17 protein-coding genes are annotated in these 18,925 nt (G+C 55.2%); 1 reads left to right on the forward strand and 16 read right to left on the reverse strand.

The window, feature by feature from the left end; all coding sequences use genetic code 11:
- The 16 genes from DI14_RS08285 to DI14_RS08360 all read right to left on the reverse strand — a co-directional run.
- Positions 1–408: hypothetical protein (locus DI14_RS08285; protein ID WP_034807440.1), on the reverse strand; the 408-nt coding region annotated here is incomplete at its 3' end.
- Positions 409–538: 130 nt separating this feature from the next.
- Positions 539–3,607 (reverse strand): efflux RND transporter permease subunit, encoded by a 3,069-nt coding sequence (locus DI14_RS08290; protein ID WP_034807442.1) that lies wholly within the window; start codon positions 3,605–3,607, stop codon positions 539–541.
- Between the two features lie 87 nt (positions 3,608–3,694).
- Entirely contained in the window at positions 3,695–4,165 is a 471-nt protein-coding gene (locus tag DI14_RS08295; RefSeq protein ID WP_034807445.1) for a competence protein ComK, read from the reverse strand.
- A 125-nt stretch (positions 4,166–4,290) separates the two neighbouring features.
- On the reverse strand, positions 4,291–5,661 hold the full coding sequence (locus tag DI14_RS08300) for a HAMP domain-containing sensor histidine kinase (RefSeq protein WP_034807476.1): 1,371 nt from the start codon (positions 5,659–5,661) through the stop codon (positions 4,291–4,293).
- A complete protein-coding gene (locus DI14_RS08305) occupies positions 5,661–6,323 on the reverse strand; it encodes a response regulator transcription factor (RefSeq protein WP_034807448.1) in 663 nt (220 codons plus the stop codon). The genes DI14_RS08300 and DI14_RS08305 overlap by 1 nt, the downstream gene beginning before the upstream one ends.
- Positions 6,324–6,638: 315 nt before the next feature.
- The gene (copZ, locus tag DI14_RS08310; RefSeq protein WP_034807450.1) at positions 6,639–6,845 is read right to left on the reverse strand and encodes a copper chaperone CopZ; all 207 of its coding nucleotides are present in this window, start codon (positions 6,843–6,845) and stop codon (positions 6,639–6,641) included.
- Positions 6,838–8,952 (reverse strand): cation-translocating P-type ATPase, encoded by a 2,115-nt coding sequence (locus tag DI14_RS08315; RefSeq protein WP_034807453.1) that lies wholly within the window; start codon positions 8,950–8,952, stop codon positions 6,838–6,840. The genes copZ and DI14_RS08315 overlap by 8 nt, the downstream gene beginning before the upstream one ends.
- 12 nt (positions 8,953–8,964) lie before the next feature.
- Positions 8,965–9,267 (reverse strand): metal-sensitive transcriptional regulator, encoded by a 303-nt coding sequence (locus tag DI14_RS08320; protein WP_034807456.1) that lies wholly within the window; start codon positions 9,265–9,267, stop codon positions 8,965–8,967.
- An 89-nt stretch (positions 9,268–9,356) separates the two neighbouring features.
- On the reverse strand, positions 9,357–10,901 hold the full coding sequence (locus DI14_RS08325) for a fatty acid--CoA ligase family protein (protein WP_034807459.1): 1,545 nt from the start codon (positions 10,899–10,901) through the stop codon (positions 9,357–9,359).
- Between the two features lie 102 nt (positions 10,902–11,003).
- Entirely contained in the window at positions 11,004–11,477 is a 474-nt protein-coding gene (locus tag DI14_RS08330; protein ID WP_034807462.1) for a PTS sugar transporter subunit IIA, read from the reverse strand.
- 156 nt (positions 11,478–11,633) lie between these two features.
- Positions 11,634–12,623 (reverse strand): lipoate--protein ligase, encoded by a 990-nt coding sequence (locus DI14_RS08335; RefSeq protein WP_034807464.1) that lies wholly within the window; start codon positions 12,621–12,623, stop codon positions 11,634–11,636.
- A gap of 69 nt (positions 12,624–12,692) precedes the next feature.
- Entirely contained in the window at positions 12,693–13,580 is an 888-nt protein-coding gene (locus tag DI14_RS08340) for a Cof-type HAD-IIB family hydrolase (protein WP_235193426.1), read from the reverse strand.
- Positions 13,581–13,668: 88 nt separating this feature from the next.
- Positions 13,669–15,054 (reverse strand): protoporphyrinogen oxidase, encoded by a 1,386-nt coding sequence (gene hemG / locus DI14_RS08345; RefSeq protein WP_034807467.1) that lies wholly within the window; start codon positions 15,052–15,054, stop codon positions 13,669–13,671.
- Positions 15,047–15,976 (reverse strand): ferrochelatase, encoded by a 930-nt coding sequence (hemH, locus tag DI14_RS08350; RefSeq protein ID WP_034807469.1) that lies wholly within the window; start codon positions 15,974–15,976, stop codon positions 15,047–15,049. Before hemH ends, hemG begins: the two co-directional genes overlap by 8 nt.
- A complete protein-coding gene (gene hemE / locus DI14_RS08355) occupies positions 15,973–17,022 on the reverse strand; it encodes a uroporphyrinogen decarboxylase (protein ID WP_034807470.1) in 1,050 nt (349 codons plus the stop codon). The genes hemH and hemE overlap by 4 nt, the downstream gene beginning before the upstream one ends.
- Positions 17,023–17,138: 116 nt before the next feature.
- Positions 17,139–17,444 (reverse strand): MerR family transcriptional regulator, encoded by a 306-nt coding sequence (locus DI14_RS08360; protein WP_034807472.1) that lies wholly within the window; start codon positions 17,442–17,444, stop codon positions 17,139–17,141.
- 128 nt (positions 17,445–17,572) lie between these two features.
- On the opposite strand from DI14_RS08360, the gene DI14_RS08365 reads away from it, so the two are divergent.
- Complete coding sequence (locus DI14_RS08365; RefSeq protein ID WP_034807473.1) at positions 17,573–18,871, forward strand: ammonium transporter; 1,299 nt, start codon at positions 17,573–17,575, stop codon at positions 18,869–18,871.
- Positions 18,872–18,925: the final 54 nt, after the last annotated feature.

The raw sequence follows: 18,925 nt of genomic DNA on the forward strand, positions 1-18,925 counted from the left end.
TTTGTTCTTGTTTCGCTTTTTCTTCCGCAGCGCATAGACCGCACCGGCAATCCCACCGGCGACGGCGAGGCCGGCCATGACCGGGACGAGCACTTTCTTCGTCGGAATCATCTCACGCACGCGCTCATACGGCGTCGGCACCGACAGTTCGAGTTGAACGGCCGCTTCGCCGTGACCGTTCGCCCGTGCTTTACGCGCCGCATCGGTGATGACGACACGACTCGTCGTGTAGCGGCGGTTGCCATGCTCGTCCGTGTATGGGCGACGGACGCGTTTCACACCACGAACCGTCTTTCCACGCGCCGCATCAGGACGGACGACGCGCTCACTCGTCCACGCCCGTCCCCCTGTCGCACTATAAGCCGGGCGAATCGTCCGGCGGTTTAACCATGTGTATGAATCATTCATCGTTGATTCCCTCCAATATTGTGAAGTCCTTCTCTTATTATACCCATAGAGCATCTCACAAAAACATACGTCTCCCGACGTAAACGAACAAAGGATGGCCCACCTCGGGCCATCCTTTGTCGTCATACAATTACTCTGTGAACGGTTTATCCCGGTGGCGACGTTTCGCCAAAATCAAGTAGTAGGCCGGGACGAGCACGAGCGTCAGTACCGTCGAGAACAGAATCCCTGACACGATACAGATGGCAAGTGGTTTGAAGAGTGGGTCTTGTCCGAACGCGACCGGCAAGAGGGCGACGACGGCGGTCAAGGCCGTCAACAGGATCGGACGAATCCGGGCCCGGCCAGCTTCATAGACAGCGGTCGTTACAGCCATGCCGTCCCGAATCCCTTGCTCGATGAACTCGAACAAGACGACGGCGTTCCGAACGACGATTCCGGCGAGCGAGACAATCCCCATCGAAGCCATGAAGCTAAATGGCGTCTGTGTGATGAACAGTCCGACGACAGCTCCGGCAATCGCCAAGTAAATCGTGAACAGGACGAGCATCGGTAGTGACAATGAATTGAACTGGAATGCGATAATCAAGAAGATTAAGAACAAGACGACGACGAACAACGTGGCGAGTTCAAGGAAGAACTCGTTTTGCGTATCACTCGACCCGGTCTGGGCGAATGAGATGCCATCGTCAGTCAAGCCGGCTTGCGCGTCCTCAAGCACGCGATCGACGTCCGCTCTGAACGCTTCCTCGTCCATCCCTTCGGTCGGATAGATGCGAAGCGTCACGGTGCGTTCTCCGTTCTCCCGCGGGATTTGTTGAATTTGCTCGGTCGTCGTCTCATCGACGAACGTACTGAGCGGGGCGACCGGCGGACCGGCCTCCGTTTGCACCGGGACGAGAATGTCGTCTAGTGCGAGCGCCTCACGGTTCGCCTCAGCATCGATGACGATTTTGACGTCACGTTGCTCGACGCCGTCGTCGAACGTTCCGATTGGCACCCCGTCTGTGACGAGACGGATTTGATCACTGATCGTCTTCGCCGTCACACCGGCGGATGCCATCGCTTCACGGTCGAGCTCGTACGTGAGCGTCTGGAACGGCTCTTTGATGTCGTCGAGGACGAGCGCACCTTCTATCGCCTCGAGCTCGGCTTTCACCGTGTCGCGGGCTTCGACAAGCTGATCAATCGTCTCACCGCGCATCGTGAACTCGACCGGGGCCGAAGCCGGTGGTCCTTGCTGTTGCGTTTCTAAGAAAATCTCCGCGTCAGGATAATTTTCACGTAATTGTGTCGTGTAGCGGTCAATCAGTTGAATCGCGTCAATTTGATCGTTATCGACGCGGACGACGATCTGTCCTGTGTTTTCGCCTGACTGGTCTAGCCCACCCGTGAACAGACTCGGCAATCCACTTCCTGCGAAGACGGACGTCTCGACGACGCCGTCGACGTCTCGGAACTCGGCTTCCATCTGCCTCAAGCGACGTTCCGTCTCTTCAAGGTTCGTCTGGACCGGGAACGTGACGCTCGTGACGACTTCCGGGCGGTTCGCTGCCGGGAAGAACTCGAACGGCGTCAACAAGATGAGGCCGTAGAGCGCCGTCGTGAGGACGAAGCCGACGAGACCGAACGTCCATGGCCGTTTCGCGACGAGCGGGAGCAATTTATCTGCATAGAAGTTGCTCAACCGGTTAAGCGGTCCACCGAGCCAACCCGGCTCGCGTTTCGAGACGCGGACTTGCTTGCGGTTCAGCCAATATTGCGCGATCGGGACAAGCGTCAAGCTGATGACCATTGATGCGAGCACCGATAAAGCGAGCACGGTCGGCAGCGCCCGGATGAAGTTCCCGTTCGCGCCCGACAGTAACGTCAGCGGCAAGAAGGCGAAGACGACAGCGAGCGTCGACGTGACGATCGAGCCCCACACTTCCTTCGTCCCACGGACGGCCCCGAGCATCGCCGAGTCCCCCTTCCGGTATCGACGTAAAATATTGTCGTTGACGACGATGGCGTCATCGACAAGAATCCCGAGGGCGATAATCGCACCGATAATCGAGATTTGGTTCAAATCGACCCCGGTGAAGCGGAGCGGAATCAACGCGAGCAAGAACGAGAGCGGGATCGCCAAACTGACGATGAGCGAGCCCGTGAACGTCAAGCCAATCGTCGTCACGACGATGACCGCGATCATCGCGATCAAAAACTCGCGCGTGAGCGAGGAGAAAATCGCATCGACCGCTTCCGCCTGATCGGAGTACGTGACGAGCTCGACGCTGTCGAGGTTGCCGACTTCCGATGTGACGACTTCGTCGACCCGTTCCTGAAGCGTTGGAATGTCTTGACCTGGTTCAATCGTCACCGTGAACGAGACGGCCGGCTTCCCGTCAAGCGAGACGAGGTCGGTCACCGCTTTCGGTGCCTCCTCGACCGTACCGACGTCTGCGAGCAACACAGGCTCGCCTTCGAACGATCCGATGACGACTTGGTCCATGTCATTGACGTTCGTCAAGCTATCGATTGCAAGCTGATAGATGCCGTCTTCCGTCGATTGACGTCCGAGCGGCGTCGTCTTGTACTCTTCATTGATGGCCGTTAACACGTCTGGGAAGGCGAGTTGGCGTTCCCCGAGCGCTTCCGAATCGAGCGAGACGACGAACTCCGTTTCCGGGAGCCCTTTAATCGTCACGCCGGTCACGCCGGCCGTGCGGGACAGGCGTTCTTCTACCTGTTCGACGTTGCCTCGAATCGTCTCGAGTGATTCACGGTCATCCGCCGTCAACAAATACGAGGCGACCGGAAGTTGACCGACCGAATCGTTCACGGTCGGCGGAAGCGCCTCATCCGGCAGACGCGACTGGGCATCCGACACGGCTTGGCGCACGTTCGCCTGAAGTTCGGACTTGTTCAAGCCGTCCTCGTATTCGACCGTGATGTTTGAGAACTCGGACGCCGAGAGGGAGGTCACGTTCTCCACCCCTTCGATGTTCCTTAATTCGTCCTCGAGCACACTCGTGACGTTCCGTTCGACCGCTTCAGCGGTCGCCCCTGGATACGGCGTCTGGACGAGCACGATGTTGATGCTCGTCTCCGGGATTTCACGCTTCGGCAGTTGGAAGAACGTGAGCAAGCCGACGATGATTGCGACGAGTAAAAACACGATGACGAGTTTTCCTCGCTCAATCATTTGTTGAAAAAACATATGGACCCCTCGCTTTCATATAATGTGCAAATACACATATGAACTATTCTTCTTCATCATAGAGGGGTTCCACATCGATTTCAATGCTTACGTTTGTTTCAATGTGCTGCCGTGAAACCGTTTTTGGAAAGCGTAGGAGATTTCGATGGAACGTTGCTTCTGACGCGAGACCGTATGGTCGGACACGTTCACTTGGACGGACTCGCCTGTCAAAAATTGAATGCGCGTGCCGTTCGCCCCCGGCTTGATGTCCGTGACGTGCTGAAAGTTGATCCATGCGCAGTCCGGGCTCTCTTTCGCAATCGTCGGAAAGAAGACCGCGTCGGCATGCCAATCCATGACGACCGGTGTTTTCCGGTGCGGACCGAGCACGTGTCGCGCCGCCTCGATGCGCCCTTGGATGCTCGACCCATAATAGAGACAAGCGTGCTCGAGCAACTGCATCGGTGCCCCTTTCATCCGATGAATCCCGTCCGGCTGATAGACGAGCGTCTCGGCTTCCCCATACTCGTTAAACACCGGAATCAAAGCTCTTGTGTCATTCGTCAACTGCGTCATCTGTTCATCCTCCATACCGTTTATTGTGCCTTACACGTTATTCATATCAAGTTCTTATGAAAGCCGCAAATCGGATTTCCCCATTGCCAATAAAAAAACCAGCCGTTTCAGCTGGTTTTTGAGAATCATTCGTCTGAATTTGAGATTTGAACGGTTTTCGAATGCGGGAAACGGAAACGCACAGCCACTCCGTCCGCCGTATTTCCTAACGTGACCTCGCCGTGATGCAACGTCACGATACGTTGGACGATGAACAGGCCGAGCCCGAACTTGCCTTGCTTGCCTCGAGAGAATTGATGGAACAAGTCGAGGTTTTCGTCGACCGGCGGACCGTCGTTTGCAATGACAATTTCGACACCGGCGTCGGTGCGATTCAAATGGATTCGAATCGACGACTGCGCATAGCGAAGGGCGTTGTCGAGCACGTTTTCGAATGCGACCCGAATCTGCTCGCCGTCCCCGAGCATCTCTCCGGCGTGCCCGGTCACCGCCCACTCGAGGTCCCCTCTCAGTTTGAAACGGGCTACGAGCAACTCCATCAGCTTGTCGAGATTGATCGGCTCAAGCCGCATCTCCTGTCCTTTAAAATATTCGAGTTTTGTGACGTAAAGCAAATCGACGACTTTTTTCTCAAGACGCGACGCTTCTTCGTCAATCACTTCGGCCGACCCTCTCAAATCACCGGTCGGGTAAATCCCGTCCCCAATCGATTGCGCATAACCGCGGATGACCATGATTGGCGTCTTCAAATCGTGCGAGATGTTCTGGAGGAGCGCCTGCTGCGCCAAGTCCTGCTCTTGAAGTTCGAGTCGCATCGCATCAATCGAGCGCGCCAACTGTCCAAGCTCATCCTCTCTTGCGAGCGGGAGCACGGCCTCCCATTGCCGATTCGAAATCTTCTCGACGGCTCGTTCCATCTCGACGATCGGTTTCGTCAACTCACGTGACATCCAAAGCGCCGGGATGAGCGACAACAGACTGATGACCCCAATCAAGATGGAGATGCGCCAGAACAATGTCGAGACGAGCTCACGGCGATACGCATCCCAGGCGTAAGACGCCTGATAAATGAGCGTCCCGTCGTATTCGTTTTGACGGATGATATAGTAGACGTCCTCTCCGTCAATCGTCGTCTGGTATTTCGCGATCTCACTCGTCTGTTCAATCGCTTCCCGATACATCCGATTCGTCAACTCGAGCGGAGCCGAACCATAAATGATGCGACCGTTCGGCAAAAAGATGAGCTGATTGACCGAGCGCGATTCTTGTTGGCGCCGGTCATACTCGATCGGATTTTGCGGAATGTTCTCGAGCTGATTCGTATTGCCGAGGTAATAATCGACGTCCTGCAGCGTCTCGTACACTTGTTCATCGATAAATTGCGCGATCGAAGAGCGGACCGTCAGGAGAATCATGAGCGCGAGCGTGACGATGATGAGCAGGATGAGCACCCAAATCTTCCACATGAGCTGTTTCGGCTTGAGTTGCTCGAACATCACGGTTTGACGAGACGATACCCGATGCCGTAGAGCGTCTCGAGCTCGAGTCGATGCAACTTCTTGCGCAGACGGCGGACCAAGTCATCGACGACCCGGTCCGAACCGAAGTAATCGTGTCCCCATACACCCTCGAGAATCTGTTCGCGCGACAACGCCGAACCGGGATGCTCGAGGAAGAGGAGCAACAAATCAAACTCTTTCGACGTCAAATCGATATCGTCCTCTTGGTGTTTGATGAGCCGCTTGTCCGGATAAATCGTGTATTCGCCGTACTCGATATGCTCATTGGACTTCGAGCCGTACACGCGATCGATCAGCTTTTTGACACGGATGACGAGTTCGCGCGGCAAGAACGGCTTGGCGATATAGTCGTCCGACCCCATCTCGAGCCCGATAATCTTATCGATATCCTCATCGCGTGCCGAGATAAAAATCGTCGGGGTGTTGGCGTTCGTCGCCTTGATTTGTTTCAATAGCTGGAACCCGTCAAGGTCCGGCAACATGATGTCGAGTACCCATAAATCGGGCTCATCTTTAATCGCCGCTTGTGCCGAGGCACCGTCGGCGAACGAACGGACCCGGTAACCTTCCTGCTCTAAATATGTGACGAGCATTTTATTCAAGTTGATTTCATCGTCGACCAAATAGATTGTATACATCCGATTCACTCCTGCAACGTTTTTACATATTATATCAAACAATTATGGATAAATGATGGGAAGGACTACGTCTAAACCTGCAATTGCTCGACAAAAAAGAGGGTCTCCCCTCTTTAACGGGACGTCTGTCCGCGTAATTGTTGAGCCAAGAAAGCCGCTCCTCCGCTCACGAGCGCCACGACGCCACTAATCATGACGAGTTCCATCGTAACCCCACCTCTCATTGATACCGATTCTCATTATCACCTATAATATAGCACATTTCTGTCTCGATGGAAAACGCAAAAAAATCCCGCCTCAAGGGCGGGATCTCGGTCAGGCGTTTACGTCGTAGCCTTGCTCTTCAATCGCTTCAATCATTTTTTTCACCGATACGTGATCGTTATGAATCACGTCGACGCGGTGGTCTTGGAGTGACACGATTGCCGACTCGACACCTTCTAATTCCGTCAAAGCGCCCTCGACGGCCGCCTTGCAGTGGTTACATGTCATGCCTTCTACTTTCAATACCGTTTCATTCATGTGGATGTCCTCCTTGTGTTTTCAATCGTAACGCGTTCAAGACGACCGAGACCGAACTGAACGCCATCGCCGCGCCGGCGATCCAAGGCGCGAGTAGCCCCGCCGCCGCGACCGGAATACCAAGACTGTTGTAGGCGAGCGCCCAGAACAAGTTTTGACGGATGTTTTTCATCGTCAACCGGCTCATCTCGAGGGCTCGGTTCACACCGACGACGTCTTTGCCCATCACTGTCACATCGGCCGCCTCCAAGGCGACGTCTGTGCCGCTCCCAAAAGCGATGCCGACGTCTGCGACGGCGAGCGCCGGGGCATCGTTCATACCGTCCCCGACCATGGCGACGCGGCCTTTTTTCTTCAGCGCCTCGACGTGGTCGGCCTTCTCGACGGGGAGCACCTCCGCGATCACGTTCGACGCGGGGATACCGAGTTCACGGGCCACATCGAGCGCGACTTCCTTACGGTCACCGGTCAAGACGTAGACGGCCCGCGTCTTCGCGAGTTCGGCCACGACGTCACGGCTCCCTTGTTTCAAGCGGTCCTTCAATCCGAACGCCGCCTGGATCCCGGAAGCATCCGCCACATACACCGGCGTCATCGCTCCCATCTTCCAATCGGGCAAGCTGAATCCTGCTTCTTCCATTAAGCGAACCGAACCGATGAGAAGTTCATTCCCATCCACGACCGCTTTCAATCCTCGACCGGCGAGCTCTTCCATTTGTTCGACCCGCCCCGTCCCATCAAGCTTCCCAATCGCCGTCGCGAGCGGGTGCGTTGACTGGCGCTCAGCCATGACCGCTTGGCGCATCAACGTCTCATCTCCGAACGTGGCTACCACTTCCGGCGTCCCGTTCGTGAGCGTACCCGTCTTATCAAAGACGACGATGTCGGCCCCGTTCAACGACTCGAGCTGACCGCCACCTTTGAACAAGACGCCCTGCTCGGCGGCACGGCCTGTCCCGACCATGATGGACGTCGGCGTGGCGAGACCGAGGGCACATGGGCAGGCGATGACGAGTACCGCGATCGAGGATCGAATCGCCATATCCAAATTACCGAACCCGAACGCCCAGACGGCGAACGTGACCGCACTGATGGCGACGACAATCGGGACGAAGACACCGGAGATGCGGTCGGCCTGCCGTTGAATCGGAGCTTTATCGGTCTGGGCCTGCTCGACGACGCGCACGATTTGAGCGAGCATCGTCTCACTGCCGACACGTTCAGCCTGCATCACCACGCGGTGCGACCGGTTGATCGTCCCGCCGACAATTTCTGCGCCCATCGCTTTTTCAGTCGGAATCGATTCACCTGTTAACATTGATTCATCGATGATCGTCTCACCCTCGATGATTCGTCCATCGACCGGTACTTTTTCACCCGGTCGGACGACGAGCATATCTCCGGCGCGGACGAGTTCGACCGCCACGGCACGTTCTTCACCATCGACGAGGAGAATCGCTTCTTTCGCCTGAAGCGACAAGAGCGATTTGAGCGCATCGGTCGTTTTCTCTTTTGCCCGTGCCTCGAGCCATTTCCCGACGAGGACGAGCGTGATCAACACCGCACTCGTCTCAAAGTAGAGTGCCGGGTGCATCGGGTGGGCGAGCATCTCGAACACCGAATAGAAGTAGGCAGCCGACGTCCCCGTCGCGACGAGGACGTCCATATTCGCACTGCCGCTCTTCAAGCTTTTGTATGCCCCTTGATAAAACTGCGCCCCAATCCAAAACTGGACCGGCGTCGCCAGGGCGAACTGCCACCACGGGTTCATGAGCCAATCGGCATGAAACATGAACCCCGGGATGTGCGTGATCATGACGAGCAACAGCGGGGCCGATAGGAGCGACGAGATGAGTACTTTCCGTTCGAGCGGACGCAAGTCCCGCTTTGGCGTCATCTCGACTTTGTGTGCTGCCCCGTAACCGAGTTTCTCGATGCGGGCGATCAGCTCTTCCTCGGTGATGCCGTCTTCGACACGGATCGTCGCCGTCTCAAGCGGCAAGTTGACGGTCGCTTCGACACCGTCCATCTTATTCAACACTTTTTCGATTCGGGCCGAACATGCGGCGCACGTCATCCCTTGAATCGAGAGTTCGACGGTTTTCATGAACAGACCTCCCTACTTTTTAATGCGGTTGACGATTGTCATCAATTCGTCAATGTACGGGTCCATATTTTCCGTCTCACTGGCATGGACGAGACATTTCCGCATATGTCGCTCGAGCAAATGCAACTCGACTTGTTTGAGCGCGGCTTGAATCGCTGACGTCTGCGTCAAAATGTCGACACAGTAACGGTCGTTCTCGACCATCTTTTGAATCCCTCGGACTTGTCCCTCGATCCGGCGCAGCCGTTTGCTGAGCGCTTCCCGTTCGGCATCGTCCCGCGGGACGATCGGTTGCTCATGCATGAATTCTTCCATGGTTATCACCTCACCACCAATATACCCCTACCCCGTAAAGGTGTCAAATGTAGTGCGCAAAAAAGAGCGACAACACGTCGCCCCTTCGTTCAACTGTTTTGGAACGCCTCGCTCTTCAAGACGGTCCGTAAAATCTTCCCGGTCGTGTTCCGTGGCAACTCGTCAATCAACTCGATTTGCGTCGGTTGCTTATATTTCGCGAGCTTCGTCGCCGCGAACGAACGGATGTCCTCGATCGAGACGTCCTCCCGCGTCACGACGAACGCCTTGACCGCCTCGCCTTGCTCGGCGTCCGGTACTCCGATGACCGCCGCTTCGACGATTCCCGGATGTTGATACAACACTTCTTCGACTTCGCGCGGATAGACGTTATAGCCGCCGACGATGACCATATCTTTCTTCCGGTCGACGATGTAGAAGTAGCCGTCTTCATCCCGTCTAGCCAAGTCGCCCGTATAGAGCCAGCCGTCTCGAAGCGTCACCGCCGTCTCTTCAGGCAGCTTATAGTAGCCTTTCATGACGTTCGGCCCGCGGACGATGAGCTCCCCGACTTCATCGACACCGACCTCTTCTCCGAGCTCATCGACGATCTTATTCTCCACATGGACGATGGACGGTCCAATCGATCCGGCTTTCCGTTCCCCGTGGAGCGGGTTGAAGCATGTCACCGGAGATGCTTCAGACAAGCCATACCCTTCGAGGATCTTGCATTCAAACGTCGTCTCGAACGTCTCGAGCAACTGGACCGGAAGGCTCGCCCCGCCGGAGACGAAGATACGGACGTGCTTCAAAGCCGACGTATAGGCCGGGACTTTCAGCGCGGTCTGCAGGAGGAAGTTGTACATCGTCGGCACGCCCGCGAAGATGGTGACGCGATGCTTCGGAATCAAGTCGAACACGTCCTGTGGCGAGAATTTCGGCAGGATGACGATGGTCGCCCCGCGTAGTAACGGCGCATTGACGATGACCGTGAGACAGAAGACATGGAACATCGGCAACGCGGCGAGCGCTTTGTCGTCCGGAGTGATCTCCAAATATTCCCCTATCGATTGCGCGTTGGAGTATAGATTCCGATGGGTCAAGAGGGCTCCTTTCGGTTTGCCCGTCGTCCCGCTCGTATACAAGATGACGGCGACTTCCTCTTCGTCGACGAAGTGTAACGTCCCACCTGAGCCTTTAAGCGCGTCGGCGAACGGTAAGAACTCGATGGCGCCACGTTCAGCTTCGGCCGGCACTTCGGCGTACGGTACCGAGACGACGAGTTTCAATTGCGGCAGTTGCGACAGCGCCGCTTTCGCTTGGGCGATGAGCGGCGATAAGCCAACAATCGCCTTCACGTCCCCATCAAGTAAGATATACGCCATCTCGTCGGGCGTGTATGTAGGGTTGATTGGGATCACGACCCCGCCCCGTGCGAGCACCGCGAAGTATGAAATCAAAAACGCCGGGCTATTACCGAGGACGAGGGCGACGTGGTCGCCTTGATTGACCCCTTTTGCTTCAAGCGTCGACGCCATCGCCTGCACTTGTCCTAAAAATTGTTCGTAGCTGACCGTGTCTTCCCCAAACACGTAGGCCGCTTTTGCTGGATGTTCAGCCACTACATCTCGTAACGCCGTGACTAAGTTTGCCATAGTAATCCCCCTTTTGAATGAATGACGGTTCACTTTTACGCCGTAAAAAAGAGCACGGGCTCCGCGCTCTTTTTTAGTTAGTTCTATTGTACATGAAACTGTTCAGGAAGAAAACGCTTTCAAATCCATCGTCTGCAAATGGTACAATCCGCTTCGACTCTTTATGTGCGCGAGTGCCTGAAGCGTCTCATCATCCATCAGCAAATCGTCCATCAGTTTATGGAACGCTTCCCGTCGCGCCTCTGTCGTCGCTGTGACAAAAAACAACATCTCGGCCCGGACCGGTTCGCCGGTGATGCTGAGGACGTCGAACGGATGGTTCAAGTGAAGTAGCGTGATCCCATCTTCTCGCGTCACGTGACGCGGTACATCGATGACGGCGACCGGGACGGCCACATCCGCCACGCCGGACGGAATCGTCCGCTCCTGTTCGAGCACTGCCCGGGTGAACGTTCCGTCGACGATGCCTCTCCCTTCTAATTCTAAGCCGATCGCCTGTACAGCCCGATCGAACGTCATTTGATCGGTCACCCACAATTGGTTCGTGTCCATCCATTCTGTGATGAAACGGTACATCTTGATTCCTCCTCCACGTCGTCGCTCGTTACGAAAGCGCTTGCACTGAATATGATACGCCTCTACCCGAGCCGTCGCAACGCCACCGTCAATGTTTCACGAAACTGCCAAAAAAGGATGGTCTCGCGTTGAGACCATCCTGACCGTAGAGCCGCTTCAGCTAATAAGATCGACGAGTTCTTCGAGCTCGACGTTGCCGAAGTAATGTTTGATGTCAAGGTGTGACAATTGTTCCCGAATCGCGCCTCGTTCGAAACGCGTCCCGACGAGCGCTTGCTCGACGTCATGGATATCGCCGACACCGAAGAAGTCACCGTAAATCTTCGCCTCGGTGATCGTCCCTTTGTTGACGTTCAAGCGGACGTCAATCGTTCCGATTGGGAAGCGGCGTTTCGACTCGACATCAAACTTCGGTGACTTGCCAAAGTTCCAGTCCCAGTTCGCGTAACGTTCCTTCGAGATGTCTTGGACGATTTCCCAGTCTTCGTCACGAAGCACGTAACGCTCTGGTTCTTTTCCATCATAGATTGAATGAAGGAGTGCCTCGATGAAGTGCTCCATCGCCATCTCACTTTCCAAAAACTCGGTGATGTTCGCGACGCGGCTCCGGACCGACTTGATTCCTTTCGAGCGCATCTTCTCTTCCGAGACGTTGAGCGAGTTGACGACTTCTTCGATGTTCGAGTTGAACATGAGCGTGCCGTGGCTGAACATGCGACCGCGTGTCGTGAACTGGGCGTTACCGCTGATTTTACGTTCGCCGACTTGGATGTCGTTGCGTCCCGTCAGCTCGGCTTCGACACCGAGCTGTTTGAGCGCATCGACGATCGGTTGCGTGAACTTCTTATAGTTGTTAAATGAGTTGCCGTCATCTTTCGTGATGAAGCTGAAGTTCAAGTTGCCCTCGTCATGATAGACGGCACCCCCGCCTGAGAGACGACGGACGACGTCGATGCCGTTCTCTTCGATATACTTCAAATTGACTTCTTCCGACGTATTCTGGTTTTTGCCGATGATGATGGACGGCCCGTTAATGTAGAACAAGAAGTAATCCTCATGCTCGACGTTCAAATGCTTGAGGATATACTCCTCGACCGCCAAGTTGAGCTTTGGGTCCCGGATATCCGGATTGAAGATGAATTTCACGCTGTTTGTCCTCCTAGTGACTAGTCATACGTTCATTATACGAGACGACCGCTCAGCTCGACAAATGAATTACTTCCATTCGCCGTTCATGACGCGCTTCAATGCTTTCGCGACGCCATATTCGTCATGGCGCTCCGTCACGTGGTCACTGATTTTAATCAATTCTTCGTGGCTGTTCGCCATGGCGATGCCTTTCCCGGCCACTTCGAACATCGGGACGTCATTCAAGTTATCGCCGATGACGACGACATCTGACAAGTCGACGCCGAAATGCTCGGCGAGCTTCGTGACGCCGTGTCCTTTATCGGCCCCATTCGCCATCACCTCGATGTTGTCGTCGCCCGACGAAGTCACGTAGACGCCGTCGACTTGTTCATCGATTTCGGCCCACAAGGCAGACATCTTCTCAAAATGGCTCGAGAAGGCGATGAACTTATAGACGCGTCCCGCCTCGTGTTGGATGAAATGTTCGATATCTTCCACAAGTTTCACATCTTCGTTCACGTAATAACGTTTACGGAAGAACTCGTACATCTCGAGCGAACGATCGTCACCGTTTTGCTTCAAGTTCTCCATTGCAGCTTCGATTAAATCCATACGGCTCGCCACGAGTCCGGCCTCCGAGTACATCTCATAGAAGACGTCCGCATACTTGTGGTCTTGATGAAGCACGGAGACGACTTTTAATGCGTCCTCGGTCGTCAAGTCGATTTCGTGGAGCACCTCACCCGTCTCCGTCAACACCCGTCCCCCGTTCGACGAGACGATCGGGCACGACAGGCCGACCTCATCGAGAATCTCTTTCGCGTTGAAATAATTGCGTCCCGTCGCAATCGCAAAGCGAATCCCTTGTGCTTCCGCCTCGCGGACGACCTCGGCCGTCTCTTTCGCGATCCGCGTGTGGTTATGCAAAATCGTGCCATCCATATCCGATACGAACAGTTTGTACGTTGCCATCAACATCCACTCCTTTTTCTGTTTCGCCCTTAACTATAACAAAAAGAGAGGCGTTCGGAAAAATCCAACACCTCTCTTCACAAAAAGCTTACACGTGCTCACCTAACGTTTTGACTTGTTCATGGACGCTCTTGATGCAGTCCGGCATGCCAATCCCGTCGTAGGCGATGCCCGCTAAGAGCACGCCAGGATAGACCCGACCCAGCTCGGCTCGGAGGGCACGCACCCGGTCCGAATGGAAGACGGCATAGGGTGGCAAGCCGTCGCGCAGACGGCTGACGACCGTTTCAATCGGGGCACCTTTAATTGTCATCAAGCGGCCAAGGTCACCGAGTGCGGTCGACACGATCGTCTCATCGGACGCCTCGACGATGTCATCGGCCCCCGGACGCCCGAGGAAGACACGCAATACGTGATACCCTTCCGGTACGGCGTGCGGCCATTTTTGGTCGATGAACGTGCACGCTGTGATCGTCACGTCCGCTTCTTGACTCGTCACGAAACCGGTCCCGACGAACGGCAACTCGATGTCGTCTTGTTTAAAGACGAGCGAGCACGTCGCCGTCGCGTGTGGTTTCATGTCCGCCAAGAAGTCGCTGTCGACTTTCGGTAAAAACTGACGGATGAGGCGCGGCGGCACGGTCAAGATTAAGTGGTCGGCCTCCTTGTCGCCACGATTCGTGAGCAACCGGTACCCGTCCTCGACCTCTTCGACGTGTTCGACGAAGCAGTTCAAGACGACCTCGGTCCGCTCAAGGCGCTCCGCGAGCCGGTCGGTGAGCGACTTCAAGCCACGCTTGAGCGAGGCGAACTGCCCGACTTTCTTCGCCCCGACTTCGGCGACACGCTGTTCGGGACGAAGATGGCGCATCCCTTCATACAGGTTGCCGTACTTTTTCTCTCCTTCGATGAACTGCGGGAACGTCGACAAGGCGCTCATCTTGTCGATATCTCCCGCGTAAATCCCGGAAAGAAGCGGTTCAATCAACCGGTCGACGATTGGGTCGCCGACGCGCTCACGTAGATATAATCCGAGCGACACGTCCGTTTTCGGCGGTTCAACGTCCGGTGGCGCGAGTAGCATCGCTCGGAGCGCGGCATGTTCTTCTTCCGATAAGAGCGTCGTGTCCTTAAACGCATCGACGTCGAGTGGGATGCCCATGACCGTTTGTTTCGGGATGGGATGCAGGCCGTCATGATGGAGGACGTACGCCTGACCGACACCGTTTCGTACGATCTCGTCACCAAGGCCGACCTCATGAATCAACTCCGTCATCGCCGTCTTGCGGAATACGTAAGAGTCTGGTCCCCGTTCGACCGCGAACTCCCCCGTCTCGAACGTGTCGATTTTTCCGCCGAGACGGTCCGTCGCCTCGAGCAGCGTGATTGTCACGTCCTCCGGCAAATATTTCTCGGCATAAAAAGCGGCGGTGAGACCTGTGATCCCACCACCGACAATCGTTACATTACGCATGATGTACGATCACGCTTTCCATGCGATCGGCGATGGCTTCAATGAAGCTCCGCTCCGCGTTTGGCATGTTCGGGCGCGCATAGTGAACGCCTAAGCGGTCACAGACGACTTTACACTCGACGTCGTTATCGAAGAGCACCTCGAGGTGATCCGCGACGAAACCGACCGGTGTATAGACGAACGCTTCGTATCCATGCTTTTCATAAAGTTCAGCCGTCAAATCTTGCACGTCTGGTCCGATCCACGGGTCAGGAGTGTTCCCTTCCGACTGCCAACCCACTTCGTAATGCGGTACGCCAGCGGCTAACGCAATCTTGTCCGCCGTCTCTTTCAATTGATCCGGGTACGGGTCGCCGCCTGCCAAAATCTTCTCGGGAAGACTGTGCGCCGACACGATCAAGCAAGCCTTCTCGGCCGGGACCGGCAAGTTCGCGAACGTCGCTTTGATCGCTTCGGCCCACCAGTTGATGAACTTCGGCTCGTCATACCACGACTCGACCGAACGAATCTCGATGCCGTATTTCGAAGCTTCTTCGTGGGCGCGGCCGTTATACGACTTGACGCTGTATGACGAGTAGTGCGGGGCCAATACGACCGACACCGCTTCTTTAATGCCGTCGTTCGCCATTTGCGCGACCGCATCCTCGACGAACGGTTCGATATGTTTCAAACCGATATACAATTTGAACTCGATTTCGCCGACGTGACGCTCGTTCAAGATGTCGCGAAGCGCTTCGGCTTGGTCGACCGTGATTTTCGCGAGCGGTGACACGCCACCGATCGCTTCGTAGCGCTCCGTCAAGTCCTGAAGCGCTTCCGGTGATGGCTTACGGCCATAACGGATGTGCGTGTAGTAACGCTCGATGTCTTCCGGTTTGTATGGTGTCCCATATGCCATGACGAGTAATCCGACTGTTTTCATAATGATTTGCCTCCCATTTTTTCACGTGAGTAGTCATGAATGAACGCTGTCAATTTGACGAGTACGGCTGGATCGACTTCCGGGAACACCCCATGTCCCAAGTTGAAGACGTATCCGGGTTGCTTCATGCCTTCATCGAGAATTTCTTTCACTTTCGCCTCGATGACCGGCCACGGTGCGAGCAAGTATGACGGGTCTAAGTTTCCTTGGACCGCTTTCGTGATGCCACGTCCGCGTGCTTCATCTACGGATAGACGCCAGTCGAGGCCGACGACGTCGAGCGGCAAGTCGTGCCATTCCTCGATTTGGTGGCTCGCCCCGACGCCGTGCATGATGAGCGGGATATCAAGTCCACGAAGCTCACGGAAGATCCGTTCTGTCGTCGGCTTGATGTAGCGGGCGTAGTCTTTCCGGCTGAGCGTGCCGACCCATGAGTCGAACAGCTGGAACGCTTGAATCCCGGCCTCGGCCTGCGCTTTCGCATACGTGATGACCATGTCGCCGAGCTTGTCCATGAGCGCGTTCCATACGTCCGGTTCCGCGTACATGAGCGCTTTCGTACGATGGTAGTTCCGTGACGGACCGCCTTCAATCATATAGCTCGCGAGCGTGAACGGCGCGCCCGAGAAGCCGATGAGCGGCACGTCGAGGCGCTGCCGGAGCAAACGGATCGTCTCGAACACGTACGAGATGTCATCCGGGTTAAGCGGCTTCAAGCTCTCGACGTCGGCCATCGTCCGATATGGGTTATCAATGACCGGACCGATGCCGCTCTTGATTTCCACATCGACGCCCATCGATGGGAGCGGTGTCATGATGTCTTTATATAGAATGGCCGCGTCGACGCCGAGTTGTTTGATCGGGAGCTCGGTCACATACGCACACAATTCTGGGTCGTGTGTGATCTCGAATAACGTCCTCGTCTTTTTAATCTCCCGATATTCCGGCTGGTAGCGTCCCGCTTGGCGCATGTACCAGACTGGCACATAGTCCGTCGCCTCTCCTCGAAACGCCCTTAAAATAGTATCGTTCATACGTCGCGTCATTCCCCTCTTTAATTCTCCTACACTCTTCTTCTATAGGTATGTGAACTCAAAAACATTATACAGAAATTAATTAGAATAATGCTAATGTGAAGCATTTTCATTGTGTTTTCTTTGTGTCATTTCTTTGTCGGATACGTCCGGAACGCCGAATTGAGCTGTCCACGGATGAGATCGTCACGCTGTTTCGCCGACAGACGCTTCTCTCGCTCTTTAATATCTTGGATACGCCACCCGTCCTCGAGTTTCGAGGCGACGTCAATCAAGCGCTCGACGTCATGGAAAGAATATTTGCGTGAACCACCTTTCGTCCGCTCCGGGAAGATGAGTCCCTTCGCTTCATAATAACGAATTTGGCGTTCAGACAGCCCCGTCAATTCCGTGATGACGCCCATTCCGATCACTTTCTTCGTTTTATAGTCCACCACACCCATCCTCCTTTTAAAAAAACTATGTCAGATAATCTGACAAAATGCAATTCACCCTTGTTTATTCGCATTACACTGAAAACAACTTTTCACCCACACCGATGAAAAAAAGGAGGAATCGCAACATGGAAGACATTATGTATTATATGGACACGCTGTTCGTACTCATCGCGGCATTGCTCGTTTTGACGATGCAACTCGGCTTCGGCCTGCTTGAAACGGGAACGCTCCGGGCGAAAAACGCCGGGCACGTCGCCGTCAAACAAATCATCAGCCTCTCTGTGGCGGCACTCGCTTTTTGGGCTGTCGGATTCGGACTATCCTTCGGGGACGGGACGCGCTGGTTCGGAACGGAAGGGTTCTTCTTGAACGGTTCGTTCACAAGCTTAGACTGGGCAAACGTCTCGATCGACATCAAGTTCTTGTTCCAGTTATCGTTCGTCGCGGTCGCACTCGCCATCGCTTGGGGCGGGTTCGCAGAACGGGCCAAACTTTCTGCTTACGTCCTATTCGGCATCTTCTTTGTCGCTATCCTTTATCCGATCGTCGCCCGCTCGGTATGGGCTGGCGGACTGCTTGGTTCGATGGGGATGCAAGACTTTGCCGGCTCAGCTGTCGTTCACCTTCAAGGCGGGATGGCCGCACTTATGGCAACAATCATCTTAAAACCACGTCGTAAAACGGAATCCCTCGCCGGACACAACCACGTGTTAACGGTCGTCGGCGGACTTGTGCTGTGGCTTTGCTGGTTCGGGTTCAACGCCGGATCGACGATGTCGGTCGCTGACGGATTCTTCGGCTACGTCGCCCTTACGACGATGCTCGCGACGGCTGCCGGTGCACTCGGTGCACTCGCCATCGTCATGGTCCACCGGAAAAAAGCCGACATCCCGACAGTCGTCAACGGTGTCCTCGGTGCGCTCGTCGCCATCACGGCCGCTTGTGCATTCGTCGAACCGTGGGCTGCCGTCATCATCGGTGCGCTCGCAGCAGTCGCCACATACGGGACGAGCCTCCTCATGGCGAAATACGTCGACGACCCGCTCTGCGCCTTCTCGGTTCACGGCGTCGCTGGAATCATCGGGACGCTCGCCCTTGGCTTCTTCGCCTCACCACGACTCGTTGACATCACAGGTATCGGCTCGGCCGGTCTCTTCTACGGTGGTGGTTTCGGTCAGCTCGGCGTTCAGGCGCTCGGCGTCTTGATTGCCATGGTCATCGCCGGTGGCGGAAGCTATGCGTTCTTGAAACTTCTCGACGTGACGATTGGGCTTCGCGTCACGGAAGAGCAAGAAGACATCGGACTCGATATCGCCGAGCACGGCATCTCGGCTTACGGCGAAATCGAAGAACAACCGGATACACCGACACGTCTCCCGAAAATCCTCGGATCGAGCGTCTCGGTCATGTCTCCTAAGAAATAAAATGAAGGACACTCGCCTAGCGGGTGTCTTTCCAGACTGTAGACAAAACATTGG

The sequence above is a fragment of the Exiguobacterium sp. AB2 genome (assembly GCF_000696055.1).
GTDB lineage: Bacteria > Bacillota > Bacilli > Exiguobacteriales > Exiguobacteriaceae > Exiguobacterium > Exiguobacterium alkaliphilum.

Excerpts from the sequence above, each read along its gene's own strand:
- DI14_RS08290 (WP_034807442.1), bottom strand. The coding sequence starts at position 3,607 with ATGTTTTTTCAACAAATGATTGAGCGAGGAAAACTCGTCATCGTGTTT.
- DI14_RS08320 (WP_034807456.1), bottom strand. The coding sequence starts at position 9,267 with ATGGAAGAATTCATGCATGAGCAACCGATCGTCCCGCGGGACGATGCC.
- copZ (WP_034807450.1), bottom strand. The coding sequence starts at position 6,845 with ATGAATGAAACGGTATTGAAAGTAGAAGGCATGACATGTAACCACTGC.
- DI14_RS08315 (WP_034807453.1), bottom strand. The coding sequence starts at position 8,952 with ATGAAAACCGTCGAACTCTCGATTCAAGGGATGACGTGCGCCGCATGT.
- hemH (WP_034807469.1), bottom strand. The coding sequence starts at position 15,976 with ATGAAAACAGTCGGATTACTCGTCATGGCATATGGGACACCATACAAA.
- hemG (WP_034807467.1), bottom strand. The coding sequence starts at position 15,054 with ATGCGTAATGTAACGATTGTCGGTGGTGGGATCACAGGTCTCACCGCC.
- DI14_RS08305 (WP_034807448.1), bottom strand. The coding sequence starts at position 6,323 with ATGTATACAATCTATTTGGTCGACGATGAAATCAACTTGAATAAAATG.
- DI14_RS08300 (WP_034807476.1), bottom strand. The coding sequence starts at position 5,661 with ATGTTCGAGCAACTCAAGCCGAAACAGCTCATGTGGAAGATTTGGGTG.
- DI14_RS08325 (WP_034807459.1), bottom strand. The coding sequence starts at position 10,901 with ATGGCAAACTTAGTCACGGCGTTACGAGATGTAGTGGCTGAACATCCA.
- DI14_RS08340 (WP_235193426.1), bottom strand. The coding sequence starts at position 13,580 with ATGGCAACGTACAAACTGTTCGTATCGGATATGGATGGCACGATTTTG.
- hemE (WP_034807470.1), bottom strand. The coding sequence starts at position 17,022 with ATGACGCGACGTATGAACGATACTATTTTAAGGGCGTTTCGAGGAGAG.
- DI14_RS08295 (WP_034807445.1), bottom strand. The coding sequence starts at position 4,165 with ATGACGCAGTTGACGAATGACACAAGAGCTTTGATTCCGGTGTTTAAC.
- DI14_RS08330 (WP_034807462.1), bottom strand. The coding sequence starts at position 11,477 with ATGTACCGTTTCATCACAGAATGGATGGACACGAACCAATTGTGGGTG.
- DI14_RS08365 (WP_034807473.1), top strand. The coding sequence starts at position 17,573 with ATGGAAGACATTATGTATTATATGGACACGCTGTTCGTACTCATCGCG.